Source organism: Serratia sp. NPDC087055, assembly GCF_044900985.1.
In the GTDB taxonomy this organism is placed as follows: Bacteria; Pseudomonadota; Gammaproteobacteria; order Enterobacterales; family Enterobacteriaceae; genus Serratia.
Genome location: NZ_JBJDOG010000009.1, coordinates 72,814 through 85,310, shown reverse-complemented (window position 1 = coordinate 85,310; position 12,497 = coordinate 72,814). Strand labels below are relative to the sequence as shown.

12 protein-coding genes are annotated in these 12,497 nt (G+C 52.2%); all 12 read left to right on the top strand.

Annotated elements, in window-relative coordinates; all coding sequences use genetic code 11:
* The first annotated feature begins 785 nt into the window (after positions 1-785).
* The 12 genes from ACI2J2_RS23970 (at position 786) to pilV (ending at position 12,426) form a co-directional block, all read left to right on the top strand.
* Entirely contained in the window at positions 786-1,268 is a 483-nt protein-coding gene (locus tag ACI2J2_RS23970; protein ID WP_127146986.1) for a transcription termination/antitermination NusG family protein, read from the top strand.
* A 342-nt stretch (positions 1,269-1,610) separates the two neighbouring features.
* Positions 1,611-2,639: a toxin co-regulated pilus biosynthesis Q family protein gene (locus ACI2J2_RS23965; protein ID WP_404761011.1), complete on the top strand. Its 1,029-nt coding sequence runs from the start codon at positions 1,611-1,613 to the stop codon at positions 2,637-2,639.
* Positions 2,639-3,064: a type IV pilus biogenesis protein PilM gene (pilM, locus tag ACI2J2_RS23960; RefSeq protein ID WP_404761010.1), complete on the top strand. Its 426-nt coding sequence runs from the start codon at positions 2,639-2,641 to the stop codon at positions 3,062-3,064. The genes ACI2J2_RS23965 and pilM overlap by 1 nt, the downstream gene beginning before the upstream one ends.
* A gap of 23 nt (positions 3,065-3,087) precedes the next feature.
* Complete coding sequence (locus tag ACI2J2_RS23955; protein WP_404761009.1) at positions 3,088-4,722, top strand: PilN family type IVB pilus formation outer membrane protein; 1,635 nt, start codon at positions 3,088-3,090, stop codon at positions 4,720-4,722.
* Positions 4,723-4,725: 3 nt separating this feature from the next.
* Complete coding sequence (gene pilO2 / locus ACI2J2_RS23950; RefSeq protein ID WP_404761008.1) at positions 4,726-6,030, top strand: type 4b pilus protein PilO2; 1,305 nt, start codon at positions 4,726-4,728, stop codon at positions 6,028-6,030.
* Positions 6,017-6,601 (top strand): type IV pilus biogenesis protein PilP, encoded by a 585-nt coding sequence (pilP, locus tag ACI2J2_RS23945; protein ID WP_404761007.1) that lies wholly within the window; start codon positions 6,017-6,019, stop codon positions 6,599-6,601. The genes pilO2 and pilP overlap by 14 nt, the downstream gene beginning before the upstream one ends.
* 5 nt (positions 6,602-6,606) lie before the next feature.
* A complete protein-coding gene (locus ACI2J2_RS23940) occupies positions 6,607-8,097 on the top strand; it encodes a GspE/PulE family protein (RefSeq protein ID WP_404761006.1) in 1,491 nt (496 codons plus the stop codon).
* Positions 8,094-9,209: a type II secretion system F family protein gene (locus ACI2J2_RS23935; RefSeq protein WP_404761005.1), complete on the top strand. Its 1,116-nt coding sequence runs from the start codon at positions 8,094-8,096 to the stop codon at positions 9,207-9,209. The genes ACI2J2_RS23940 and ACI2J2_RS23935 overlap by 4 nt, the downstream gene beginning before the upstream one ends.
* 36 nt (positions 9,210-9,245) lie before the next feature.
* A complete protein-coding gene (locus ACI2J2_RS23930) occupies positions 9,246-9,836 on the top strand; it encodes a type 4 pilus major pilin (protein ID WP_404761004.1) in 591 nt (196 codons plus the stop codon).
* A gap of 54 nt (positions 9,837-9,890) precedes the next feature.
* Positions 9,891-10,376, top strand: coding sequence for a lytic transglycosylase domain-containing protein (locus tag ACI2J2_RS23925; protein ID WP_404761003.1), 486 nt, complete (start codon positions 9,891-9,893; stop codon positions 10,374-10,376).
* Complete coding sequence (locus tag ACI2J2_RS23920; RefSeq protein WP_404761002.1) at positions 10,376-11,044, top strand: prepilin peptidase; 669 nt, start codon at positions 10,376-10,378, stop codon at positions 11,042-11,044. The genes ACI2J2_RS23925 and ACI2J2_RS23920 overlap by 1 nt, the downstream gene beginning before the upstream one ends.
* Positions 11,041-12,426, top strand: a complete 1,386-nt coding sequence (gene pilV / locus ACI2J2_RS23915) for a shufflon system plasmid conjugative transfer pilus tip adhesin PilV (RefSeq protein ID WP_404761001.1) — start codon at positions 11,041-11,043, stop codon at positions 12,424-12,426. The genes ACI2J2_RS23920 and pilV overlap by 4 nt, the downstream gene beginning before the upstream one ends.
* Positions 12,427-12,497 lie beyond the last annotated feature (71 nt).

Below are 12,497 nucleotides of genomic sequence, written 5' to 3'. Positions count from 1 at the left end.
TTCGTCGGAAAAACGCTTCTTCATGGGGGTGTCCTCATGTGGCTTATGAAGACATTACTAACATCGCGTTGTATTAATCAACGGGGAGCAGGTCAGTTCACCTACATTTCTGATGATTAACCAGTACAACAAGCAAGCTTTAGTACAAATTCCAACCTTCAAAAAAACAAAAAGATCAAAATTCATACCCGAACCTAGGTTTCACACCATCAAATATCCACATTTCAATGAGAATCCACTTAAATAACCGAGAGAACATTTAAATCACACAACAAATCGTTTATTAATTAACCAAACGAGCAATTGATTAATATAGTTAATTATTCTGTTTTGCTAGTTATGTCGATCTAATGATCTGAAAAAAGGATCTTTTGCAGATCATTGATCCAAAAAATTGGGTTATACAGAATTTTAGCTCTGTTTATGTCATCATTTACAGCATTTCAGATCGTCTAAAAAAGCATTTACACAATTTACGTTTGCAAATACACTCCCCGGCATACTTAAGCACAGGTTTCACTGGATCGCCAGTCCGCCAACTAGTAACCCGTTAAACCTTGCTATCAAGCTTTAGCCTGGACTGCGCCTGATTACACCTAATCGGGCACCTCCCTGCCTCAGGTGTCGGGTGCAGTCCAGGCTAAAGCGCAGTCGGGAGAAACCGCGAAATACGTTTCCTCTTACAGCAGCATTTGCCAATCACCCAGCATGGGGACGGTTTTGGCGGAGCCTGCCCGACACACTGCGCCTTATCATTTTTCTACCGCTCATCAACGGGGAATGTCATGGAACGCTGGTATCTCGCCTGCCATAAAGCGGGTAAAGACAATGTCTTTAAAGCCCAAATGACGTTAGAACGCATGAATATCATGGCATTCAGCCCAGTGATGCGTACTTACCGTCCCCGTTCCGATCGACCAGGCCAGTTCCGTCCAGTGATCGAACAAATGTTTCCTGGCTATTTCTTTGTATTCTTTGATACCGAAATCCATCATTCATCAAAAATCGAACTCTGCCCTGGGGTAAGTCACCTTGTCCGTTTTGCAGGCGAAATCACCCCAATTCGGGATGCCGTTGTTGATGACGTAATGCAGCTACCTGTTTGTGTACAAGCTTTTTCCCGTAAGAACCCAGGCAAACGGCGTTGGGATAAAGGGGCAACACCTCTCAATCAACAACAGCGCCAACAAATTCAGGCGTTGGTTGATACAAATGATGGCGACACCCGCAGCGCCCTATTCTTTGCCTTCATAGAAGCTCTGCGCTAACCGCTACCTTCGCTTTATTTGATTAACACCCCTTTGGCTGCCCGGTTCCCCGGGCGGTCTTTTTTTCATTGATTACGTGCTTACGTTTCGACGTAACCGAGGTGATAAACATATGACACAACGAAAAAACTACTCATTGAATGCCAAACATAATCAAATGCTTAATGAGCAAGCTGTAAATTTGACGGGGATCCTCAGTCGTCCAGTGGCTTGTCGTGATGTGCTTGAGGCTATTTTGGACCTGACCTCAACGCTGGATAATAACGCCCTGGCACAGCGAGTTCTTGATCGAGCCAATGAACCAAAGCGAGGTCGACGCCCCGGCCCGAGGAAAAATCGCCTATGAAATCATTCCTCCCCGTCGCTCTCGCTCCGGTGGTGTTGACTGGGTGTGCCCTTAATACCCACACACCGCCGACAGCACCGGCACAGCAGTTTGTCACTACGCTGATCCAAGAACAGATACCCCTTATCCAACAGGCACAGACAGAACTCGCTAAAGCCAGCCGTGTGCATCTCTCACCGGGCACGCCATTAACTTTACCTGCTTCATCAAAAGCCCTGCCGGCAAAAAATGCAACGGAGACACCTGCACTGGCGGGTCAGGCTGTTCCCACATTGCATGCTATTCGTTATTTAGGGGAGCGTGTTGGGACGCCTGCGCTGGCGGGTGCAGGTAAATCCCAGACACTTCGTCAGGCTTTGAGTCAGATAGTGCCGGCAGGGTGGCAAGTTGCTTTCTCGCAAGAACTTAAGCCGGATATTCGCGAAACACTGCAATGGACCGGTAATGACCAATGGCCATTCGTTTTAGACGACATCTTGCAGCGACTGAACAAAGTAGCGTTGCTCGATTGGCAAGCTCAGCGCGTTTCCGTTGCGTCCAAATCAGCAGCATTTAAACCAGGAACGGCAGTAACACAACCACAAATCAAAACGCCAGGATCTGCGCCTACAACCCCAGCGAGCACCAGTAAACAAAGTGTGGTTGCATCTGGTCGCAATCCATTCGGTGGAAAATTTCCGACGCCACGTCCTGCTGCAGCTGTTAAAACCACTACATTTGTGGCCTTGCCTAAAACAGTTATTAAGCCAAAGGTATGGCGGATAGAAGCCGGTAGCACGCTGAAAGACACCCTGTTTAATTGGGCTGCAGGTGAAACGTGCTCTACTCCGGGAGTCGCTAATTGGACTGTGGCGTGGCTGACACAAGCCAACTATCGTATCGATGCTCCGTTGCAGTTTGAGGGGAGTTTCAGAGATGCGCTGAACGGTTTGTTCACGCTATACGGTACGGCAAAAGTGCCGCTGTATGCAGGTATGCGTAACGAACAATGCGTCATATCGGTGGACGATAAGGAGATCCACTGATGGTCTATTGGCTGCTATCGGTGTTTATAGGTTTCCTCGTCTGGTCAAACATATCACCCCATGACCAAACGGGCACACAACTGCAGGATAGCACGCTGAGTCAGCGCGCTATTCAAACCGTCCGTTATATCAATGATATCAATGACTGGCGCTATAACAATCCTGCGCAAAAAGACGGTGTAATCCCGGACAGCGCCTTCGGCTGGTCATCCCTTCCTGCGTTACACAATGTACTGCAGGCTGACCGTGTCTATGTCTACCAACCTGACCAACCCGGACTGATGTCTGCGCTGTTAGCCCAAAGTGGGCACTCAGCCTTAGTTGGAAAAGTTGTTGCAAGACGCCTGTTGGACAGTTTTGGCAACGACATGCAGGTAAATGTGCCGGATAGCATTACTGACGGCAGCCTGGTGTATCTCAACTAATCCCTCTCCTCCCAAGGTTAAAAATGAAAAATCACCTCCCCTTAACCGGGTTGGCGGCGACATTATGTTTGCTGCTTTCCGGCTGTGCACCACTTGAACGTATCGACAAAATCGACAACACCGTCTTACAGAATGAAAAGCAAGCCGATAAACACCTGCATGCGTTAAAAAATGGCGCTGTCGTTCGTGATCTGACATCACAATGGATCAACCCCTATCCATTAAATTCCCAGTCCGGAAGTAATAGTTTACTCCCGCCCTGCGCTGTAGCCATCAACCGCCCTAGTAGCATTACCCTGGCAGAAGTCAGCGCCTTCATCAGTAAACGCTGCCGACTGCCTGTCGTCGTCACACCTGATGCACAAGCCATGCTCGCACCAACAGGGGGTGGGAAGACTGAACAACTCAGTGGCCCTATTCCCGCGCCAGACCCTAATGGAATGGTGGCTCTGGCAGCGTTAGGTGGTTCGCCTACCCGCACAGCTCCAGCCGTGGGCGGTGGCTCTGCTCTCAGAGGATTGTTCTGGCAAGGAGAGTTAGGGGGGCTACTCGACAATGTCACCACACGCTTGGGATTGTCATGGCGATATGAACAAGGTCGGATCGCTATTTTCTACCTAGACACCCGCACCTTCCCCGTTATGTTTATGGACAGCAAAGCGAGCTTTGGCTCCAAGACAGTGAGCGGCACCACCTCGTCAATGGGCGCCACGGGTGACAGCAGCGGCGGTGGACTCAGTGGCGACTCCAATACCTCACAGGCGACTGAGATGGAAATCAAGTCGAGCCTGTACGAGGACGTCACCAATACCATCAAGTCGATGTTGACGCCGAACATCGGCCGCATGAATTTATCCGCCGGCGTGCTGACCGTCACGGATACGCCACGTGTACTCGAACAGATAGGCCGCTATTTGGATGACCGCAACAATGAGCTCAATCGTCAAGTGGTGCTCAACGTACAGGTCTACAGCGTGGAAAAACGCACGCAGGATCAGTACGGCATTGACTGGAACGCCGTATTCAACAGCGGCAGCATCGGATTGTCATTGACCAATGCATTCAGTGGCGCTGCTTCCGATGCCCTGAACGGTGGTGTTTCTATCCTTGATGGCAAAGGTGCCGGCACAAAGGCCTTTATCAAAGCCTTGTCCGAGCAAGCAAATGTAAGCGTGATGACCGAAGCATCGAGCATGACCACTAATCTGTCAGCGGTACCTATCCAGGTGGCACTACAACAGGACTATGCCTCCAACGTCACCACCGAAAACACGGCCAACGTAGGTTCATCAAGTAGCATCACCAAATCGACGATCACTACCGGCTTCAATATGACGGTATTGCCATTCCTGATGCCCAAGTCGCCAAAAATGCAGCTGCAGTTCGCGATCAATATGTCCGACGACCCGACCATGCGCACGTTTACCAGCGAAAAAACGTCGGTTGAGCTGATGAAAACACGCCTCAAGACGTTTACCCAGCGCGTCATCATTCAATCCGGACAGACGCTGGTGCTGAGTGGTTATCAATCTCTTAATAACACCGCCAACCGTCAGGGTGTTGGCAGCTTCCGTTTCTTTGGACTCGGCGGCGGCACCAACGGTGAAAATAACAAAACCATGCTGGTCATTCTTATCACTCCGGTCATTTTGGGATAAGCCATGAAACAACAGACGACATATACGTTGCAGGATGGGAGTACCTGGCTGGTTGCCGGATTGCACTGGCAGTATCTGCCGCTACGCGGGCGCCGCAGCATGCGCTTACGTGCTAAAGAAGCCCATGCCACACATTGGGCGGCGTTACCTACCGGCGATGGCCAGGCGCAAGGCACTTTGCTTGGCACCGTCACCCTTACGGACAAAACGCGCCGAAAAGGCGGTCGACATACATTGGCATCAATGGCGTTAGCCGTCCTGCCAGCATTACCAGAGGCCTGTTACGGTATTTTCCCGTTACCGGATGGCCAATACTGGTTTGTGGCTGTCAGCGACGGCATGTTGTCACCGTTTGGCGATATCGTGGGTGATGACGCGGCCATACGAATAGCCGTGTCCAATTTTCTGCAAATCACCTCTGAACCGCCGGCGGGTTGGACAATATATGCCCCGAGCGGTTTCTTTCCCGAACAAGGTACCGAAGATAAGGCGCTCTCGACACTGACCGACAACAAGGTCGGTTTGCGACGTGCTCGTCTGAGTAAAACCCATAATCCGCAGATGCTGTGGCTGTGGGGGATTGCGGTGGTGGCGTTGGGCGTTGGGTATACCGGCTATTCGACATGGCAAACGCATCAGGAAGAGGCGCGTATTGCCGCTGCTCAGGCGGCGCTGATGGCCAGACAACAACTGGAGCAACAGGCTCCGGCCGACAACCTAAAGCCCTGGGCAACTCAACCGCGATTCCCGCCGATGCTCAGCGCCTGCAGTAGCGTGTGGAAAGACGCTCAGATCTCTATTGCCGGCTGGGTATTCAATACGGCGACGTGTGATGCTTACGGCAAGATCACGCTGCATTACACCTTGCCGAACGGGGGCACCGTGGGGGATTTTGCCTTGCGGTTGCCCGTTCTCTATGGGGCAGATATTCAACCGGTGTTTAATATTCCCGGCAGCGCGGATGATGCTTCCTTTGCGTTATCGGTGTCGCTTTCTCCTCCTGAACACCCCGAAGCGCTGCTCCCGGGCAGCCAGCAAATCCAGCATCTGACCAGCTATGCCCAGCGTATCAATGCGCGTTTGCGCCTTAGCGAAATGGACGCGAGCACGCAGTTAACGCAGGGCGACGTACAAAGCCTGCCATGGCGCACCTACAGCTTTACGTTCATTACCGACATTCCGCCCGATAGGTTGTTTGCGCCAACGCGCTTCAACAGCAGCGGGATAAGGGCGTCCAGTATCACGACGACGCTCAAGAACAACCGTCTGGAATACACCATTGAGGGACTTCTGTATGCCAACCGTTAAATCCTGGGTAACACCCTGGGCGTTGTGCCTGGTGCTGTCCGCACCCGGTGTATTCGCCGCGCCTGTCGCTGACATACCGGCGGCTCCACTTGCGATACCTTCGGCTGAAAAACCGGTGAAGTCGCCGACGTCAGTCGATATTCCCTTGCCAACCACATTTACCCGCACAGAGGCTGGGCGGGCGTTAAATCTGGGGCAACTCGAAGCCATACAGGCTGAGACGGTGCTGTATGAGGCTCAGCTTGCCAGGGCAAAGGCGTTGAATGAACTGCAAAAGAACGGCTATGACCGTGCCCTGGACCAGCCTTTTAATCCAGCGCCGCCTTCTCAGGACAATAAGGCGGAGGTCAAGGGGGCGGCTCAAGATGCTGTTCCGCCACAAATCGTGGAGATCACCGGTACCGGCAAAGGGTTTACTGCCGTGCTGGCTCTCAGCAACGGCAACCAGGTCACGGTGCAGTCAGGGAACCGCATTCCGGGTACGGAATATGTCGTTAAACGGATCAATCTCAATGAGGTCGTTGTCGCCGGGAAGAACCAAACGCTGGTGTCTCTTTCCTTTGCGGGGTAACCGATATGTATGAGAAACGTGGTTCAACCTATATCCATTTAGACCTGGCCAATTCTGACGCCCCAACGCTGTATGTGTCTGACGCGCACAATAACAGTCTGGCCGTCACGTCAGAGATTGCCGGCGCGTATAAGAAATACCCCAGACTGCAGGTTAAGCGGGTTCAGCTCGACAAGCTGAAAGAGTTGCAGCAAAGCCAGGTAACCGACAACCCCGAGGCTAGCGATTATTCCGATCAACAGGCGAAAATCATCGGTTTTTTTCGGGAAGCCAAGAAGAAAGGTGCCAGTGATATTCATCTGCTGATCGGGATGAATAATGTGACCGTGGTGCAATTTCGCGTGCACGGCGACCTCGAAACGGTGACTCAGTTAGATCTCGCCGAAGGAATGACGCTGGCGTCGACGATTGTGATGTCCATGTGCGATGTGGCAGAGAAGAGTTTTAATCCCAATCGCGCTCAGGATGGGCGGGTGCGCAAAGAGTTCCTTCAGGGGCTTAAGCTTTTCGGTGCACGCTATGCGCATACGCCGGCAGAATTTGGTTTGTATGTGGTGATGCGCATTTTGCCTGATGAAGGAAAGGCTCCCCCCACGCTGGACGAACTGGGGTTTCTACCGGAACAGCAAACGCTCATTCGCCGAATGCTTGCACGCCCTGAGGGCGTCATTATCCTCTCCGGGCCGACCGGCTCAGGGAAAAGTACCTCCCTGCGTACGTTCAGCGAAATGTACCTGTCTTTTACCGGGCATAGAAAACGCCTGATGACGCTGGAAGATCCGCCTGAAGGGCTGATTCTGGGAGCGGTACAGACCCCCATCATTGCTGATAAAAACGACCCGGATGCGGTTAGCCGCGCCTGGGTTCGGTCTATTTCTGCTGCGTTGCGCCTAGACCCCGATGCCATGGTCGTGGGGGAAATTCGTGATGCCAACTCGGTTAAATCTGCGCTGACGGCAGCCAAGTCCGGCCACCTGGTGGAAACCACTCTGCATGCCAATGACGCTGTCGGCATTCTTGACCGCCTGACAGACACGCTAGGTATCCCTATAGGGCAGGTAGCCGATCCTCAAGTCATGATCGGGCTAATCGCTCAACGATTGGTGCAGCTGCTGTGTCCGCACTGCAAGAAAAGCTGGAGTGACGTCAGTGACGGTTTGGAAGAAGAGAAAAAAGCGTTACTTGAGCGTTTTTGCCGCGTGGAGACGTTGGCCTTTCGCCATCCTGAGGGATGTGAGCACTGTTATAAGGGCGTGACGGGCCGGCGTGTCATTTCTGAAGTTATTCGTCCCGATGCCAGATTCATGGAGCTGTTTCGCCATGAGGGCAAGCTCGCCGCACGCAGTTATTGGGTGAACATGCTAGGCGGCATTACTCGCGGTCAGCACCTGCTGCGTTATCTCAACGCTGGGCTGGTCGACCCAATCGATGCGGATTACATCAGTCCGCTTGATGAGGACAGTCTGACCTTGCTTCCCTTGGAGGCCACATCATGATTTCCCGCTTGCGCGAACGTCTGACGGCATTGCGGGGGAAAGTGCCGTCTTCGGAAAAAATGAATGAAGGGTTAGGCCGTTGGTTGGCGCAAAAAACCTTCTCTACGGCCGACCGTCTGACGCTCTATGAAGACTTGGCTTTTCTTCTCGACAATAACCTTAAAGTAGAAAAAGCCATCAATTCGATGATAGGGAGCTACGGGAACAAACGTTCTCCGATGGTCTATTGTCTGGAAGATATGCTCAGCGCATTGCGTCAGGGCAGATCAGTCGACCAAGGGTTGGCATCCTGGATACCCCAACAGGAGGCCGCCATCCTCAGTTCTGGTGTTCAGGACGGCAACCTGGCTGCGGCCTTATACAGGGCGATCACCGTGGTGCAGGGGATGTCGGATATGAAATCAGCACTGGCTTCCACACTGGCTTATCCGACGCTGCTGCTGGCATCAACCTTCGCCATGATGAAGATGGTCACCGTCTATTTTCTACCTCGTCTGGAGTCATTATCTGCTCAAGACAACTGGACCGGTGCGTTGTGGTGGCTCAGCGCTGTCTCAGAATTCTTTGTCAATCACGCCATTATCCTCAGCCTTTCCATCATTCTGTTCGTTGTTTTCGTGATTTGGTCGATGCCGAACCTCACAGGGAAAACACGACAGCATGTTTTGGACCGCGTACTCCCCTGGAGCGTATATCGCGACGTGCTTGGCGTGGGCTTCCTGCTGAATTTCAGTGCGCTGATGCGTGCTCAGGTGAAGACGGAAGACGCCATCGAGATGCTAAGTCGCTATGCGCCGCCCTGGTTGTATGAACGATTGGCCGCAACCCAGCGTCAGGTTAGACAAGGTGACCACCTGGGGTTGGCATTACGCAATGCCGGCTACGGATTTCCCTCCCCACGTGCTATCGACAAACTGGTCCTGCTGACGGATGGCGATAACGCTGAAATCATTATTGAAAATTTTGCACGAGCCTGGCTTGTGCAAACCGTAGCCCGGATCAAGCGGACGGCGTCTTTGCTTTCTTACATCGCATTGGGCACCAACGCTGGCTACATGATCCTGATCCTCCTGGCCACACAAAACCTCAACGACCTCGTGGGTGCACATTAAGGCATTCACTTTCATCAAAATCTAAAGGAAACAGTAATGGAACTGACACAAACCCCTCACTCGGCTGTCAACCGTGGATCAATAACCTTGTTCGAAGCGGGCATCTATTTTGTTCTTGCCCTTGCAGTATTGGCTGTCGCCATTACTCTGGGGGGCAGTTTGTTTAACCGTAATGACGCCAGCACGGAGTACAATAATGCGGCGGAGCTGATGACAAATACCCGCACCATGTTGAAAACCTCTGGTACTTATAACTTTGCTGCAGCTGATGCCATGACGGGAGCACTTATCCAGTTTGGTGGGGCACCGGCCAACATGACAGTAGTAGGTACAAAGTCATCCGGGTCTGCGAAATTACAAAATCTGTGGGGCGGTGCGGTCACCGTGCAACCGGTTGCCACTGCAGGCGGTCAAAAATCCACATTCTCACTGACCTACGCGGCCATCCCTCAGGAAGCCTGTATTACCCTAGCGACCAAACTCAGCGCCGCGCCGAGCATTGTGACCACCATGGTTAACGGTACGTCCACTAATGGTGCAATCGCGGCGAGCGCCGTTGGCGCGCAATGCACTGCAGATAAAGGCTCCGTTGGTCAAAACACCCTCACTTTCACCAGCAACACCTGATGCCCATCCCGCCGGTAACGTCCTGTTGCCGGCCTCCTTCTGGAGTGCATTCTTATGTTGTTTTCTTTTCAACGTGCCTTGTCCTGCCTGGTGCTGGGCGGGGCGTTATTATTATCGCTGCCGGCACAGGCGTTCTGTTTTAACGAGGCGGGCGCCCGCTATAAAGTCGACCCCTTATTACTGCGTTCAATGGCCACCGTTGAAAGCAGTCTTAACCCACGTGCTATCGGCAATAATCGCGATAAAAAAGGGCGGGTCACCAGTCGTGATTTTGGGCTGATGCAGATTAATGACCGACACATTCCCCAGCTGCGTGCGCTGGGTATTATTCAAAGTGAGCAGGACCTGCTGACAAATACGTGTCTCAACGTACAGATAGGGGCCTGGATACTGGCAAAGCATCTCAAGCAATGTGGCGTCAATTGGCAATGCCTCGGTTCCTACAATGCCGGGTTTGCTGACAACAACGGTCCACGGCGCATGATTTATGCGCGGAAGATTTATGCGATGTACATGAAGCTTAAGGACGGTGCAGCCTGATGACCCTATATCTCCTGAAGTTCTCATTACTGATGGCTTTCGCCAGCACCACTCTGTGCATTGTTGCCCAACCGTTGGTTCACGGGGCGAAACAATTCTTGCTTAAACATGATGGCCCACCACTCACTCGACTGCAGGTCAGGGGTGTCACAATCGTTTTCGCCGGTACCGGTACTGCCCTGATTGCAGCGACAGCACTCGCGGGTTTCTCCTGGTGGGGAACGGTCAAAATTCTGGGGATGCTTGCATGGGGTATTCCCATGGCGTTGCTTGATATGCGTAATTACTGGCTACCGCTGCGGTATACCTCCGGTTTTTGGCTGACCGGTCTGCTGTTTACCTTTCTGCCTGGGAGCACGCTCACCCTGTTGGAGGCGCTCACAGGCAGTATGGGCATGTTTATGCTCCTTTATGCCTTTCATTACGGAGCCAAACGCCTGCGGGGTGATGAAGGGTTTGGCCTGGGCGATGTACATTTGATCGCCGCGCTGTGTGCCTGGTTCCCCTGGCAGTTAGCCAGTGTGCTGAGCGGATGTGCCTTCCTATTTTTTATCGTCGGTGCGCTGCTGACGAAAAAAACCGTTCAACCTTATGCTCCCTGGCTGTTCGCCTTACTGGCGGCCTTGGCCGGATGCTTCCCAAAACTGACCCTATCAGGTGCCTTATGACTGCTGAAGCTGCCAACCCTCGAATCAACCGGGGGGGATTGTTGATCTCAATGGCCATCGTGCTGGGGATCGTGTTGATTGCCGCCCCTATCGGGCTGGAAAGATATTCCAACTATATAGAAGAACAAACCTGGGTCGTGACAGCCACACACCTGAGCACGGTGAGCCAGGGTGCACGCCGATACGTCAAAGATAACTACGACACCTTACTGAATCAGGTCAAAGGGGGCGGTAACGTCACGGTAACCGGGCAGACCCTAAGGGATAAAGGGTATTTGCCCGCGGGTTTTTCCCTGACCAACAATAACGCCCAAACCTATATTCTTGCCGTGACACGCAATCCTGCGCAAACCGAAAAACTGGTCGCCTTTGTTTTGACCGCTGGCGGTCAGAACATTGCGTTCAAGGGCCAACGCTATATTGCTCAGAACACTTCTGGCTTGGGGGGTTATATCGAACCCGTTAATGTGGCCAACGGCGCTGGCGGTGGCTGGCAGGTCAACCTATCGAGTTTGGGGCTCAGCGGGCAGAGTGGTCACTTGGCCGCCTATCTGACGTCTGATGTATTGGCTGGAGGAGCGGAAGAAAGTGATCGTTTGTATCGTTTCCAGGTTAACGGTCGTCCCGACCTCAACAAAATGCATACTGCGATCGATATGGGGGCCAATGACCTGAATAACGCAAATGTCGTTGATGCAAATACGGGTAACTTCAAGCAAAACGTCAACGGTCAGAATGTCTATGCGAGTGCGGATATGTCGGCAAATCGTATTTCATCCAACACTTCGGTTTGGGCCGAGGGCTGGATTGGGGCTATCGGGGATGTACGGAGTGATACTGGTTGGCTCATCAGTAAACACGGGAAAGGCTGGCTCAATGAAGACCATGGCGGTGGGTTATACATGGATGACAATGACTGGATTAAATCGGTTAACGGCAAGGGGATTTATACCAGCGGCCAGGTTAAAGGAGGAACCGTTCGGGCAGATGGCAGGGCGTCGGTTGGTGAATATCTGCAGCTTGATGGAACTGCCAATATTGGCTGGGGGTGTAACCCGAATGGGCTCTTAAGCCGTGACGTATCTGGGGCAGTGCTTTATTGTCAAAATGGGATATGGACTGCTTCTGGAAAATTAAAGGATTTTCAAAAAATCTCAGGATCAGATGCTTGCGGAAAATACAATTTCTCCACAGCATACTGTCCCACAGGAAAACAACTTCTTTCGGGAGGGTATGTATTGTCACGTTGGGGGGGCGATGGATGGAATGCTCCGGATCTAACCCAACCTACGGGAGATGGTAACGGATGGCAGATATACACAGGTGGGGGGGTGGCTGGAGGCTCATGCATTCAAGCCATTGCCTGGTGCGCTAGCAATTAAAGTTAAGGTATGAAGGCAGTAATTAAATTCCCTTACCGCCTTCACAATCGATATAATTATAACTTAATCAT

Excerpts from the sequence above, each read along its gene's own strand:
- ACI2J2_RS23970 (WP_127146986.1), top strand. The coding sequence starts at position 786 with ATGGAACGCTGGTATCTCGCCTGCCATAAAGCGGGTAAAGACAATGTC.
- ACI2J2_RS23965 (WP_404761011.1), top strand. The coding sequence starts at position 1,611 with ATGAAATCATTCCTCCCCGTCGCTCTCGCTCCGGTGGTGTTGACTGGG.
- pilM (WP_404761010.1), top strand. The coding sequence starts at position 2,639 with ATGGTCTATTGGCTGCTATCGGTGTTTATAGGTTTCCTCGTCTGGTCA.
- ACI2J2_RS23955 (WP_404761009.1), top strand. The coding sequence starts at position 3,088 with ATGAAAAATCACCTCCCCTTAACCGGGTTGGCGGCGACATTATGTTTG.
- pilO2 (WP_404761008.1), top strand. The coding sequence starts at position 4,726 with ATGAAACAACAGACGACATATACGTTGCAGGATGGGAGTACCTGGCTG.
- pilP (WP_404761007.1), top strand. The coding sequence starts at position 6,017 with ATGCCAACCGTTAAATCCTGGGTAACACCCTGGGCGTTGTGCCTGGTG.
- ACI2J2_RS23940 (WP_404761006.1), top strand. The coding sequence starts at position 6,607 with ATGTATGAGAAACGTGGTTCAACCTATATCCATTTAGACCTGGCCAAT.
- ACI2J2_RS23935 (WP_404761005.1), top strand. The coding sequence starts at position 8,094 with ATGATTTCCCGCTTGCGCGAACGTCTGACGGCATTGCGGGGGAAAGTG.
- ACI2J2_RS23930 (WP_404761004.1), top strand. The coding sequence starts at position 9,246 with ATGGAACTGACACAAACCCCTCACTCGGCTGTCAACCGTGGATCAATA.
- ACI2J2_RS23925 (WP_404761003.1), top strand. The coding sequence starts at position 9,891 with ATGTTGTTTTCTTTTCAACGTGCCTTGTCCTGCCTGGTGCTGGGCGGG.
- ACI2J2_RS23920 (WP_404761002.1), top strand. The coding sequence starts at position 10,376 with ATGACCCTATATCTCCTGAAGTTCTCATTACTGATGGCTTTCGCCAGC.
- pilV (WP_404761001.1), top strand. The coding sequence starts at position 11,041 with ATGACTGCTGAAGCTGCCAACCCTCGAATCAACCGGGGGGGATTGTTG.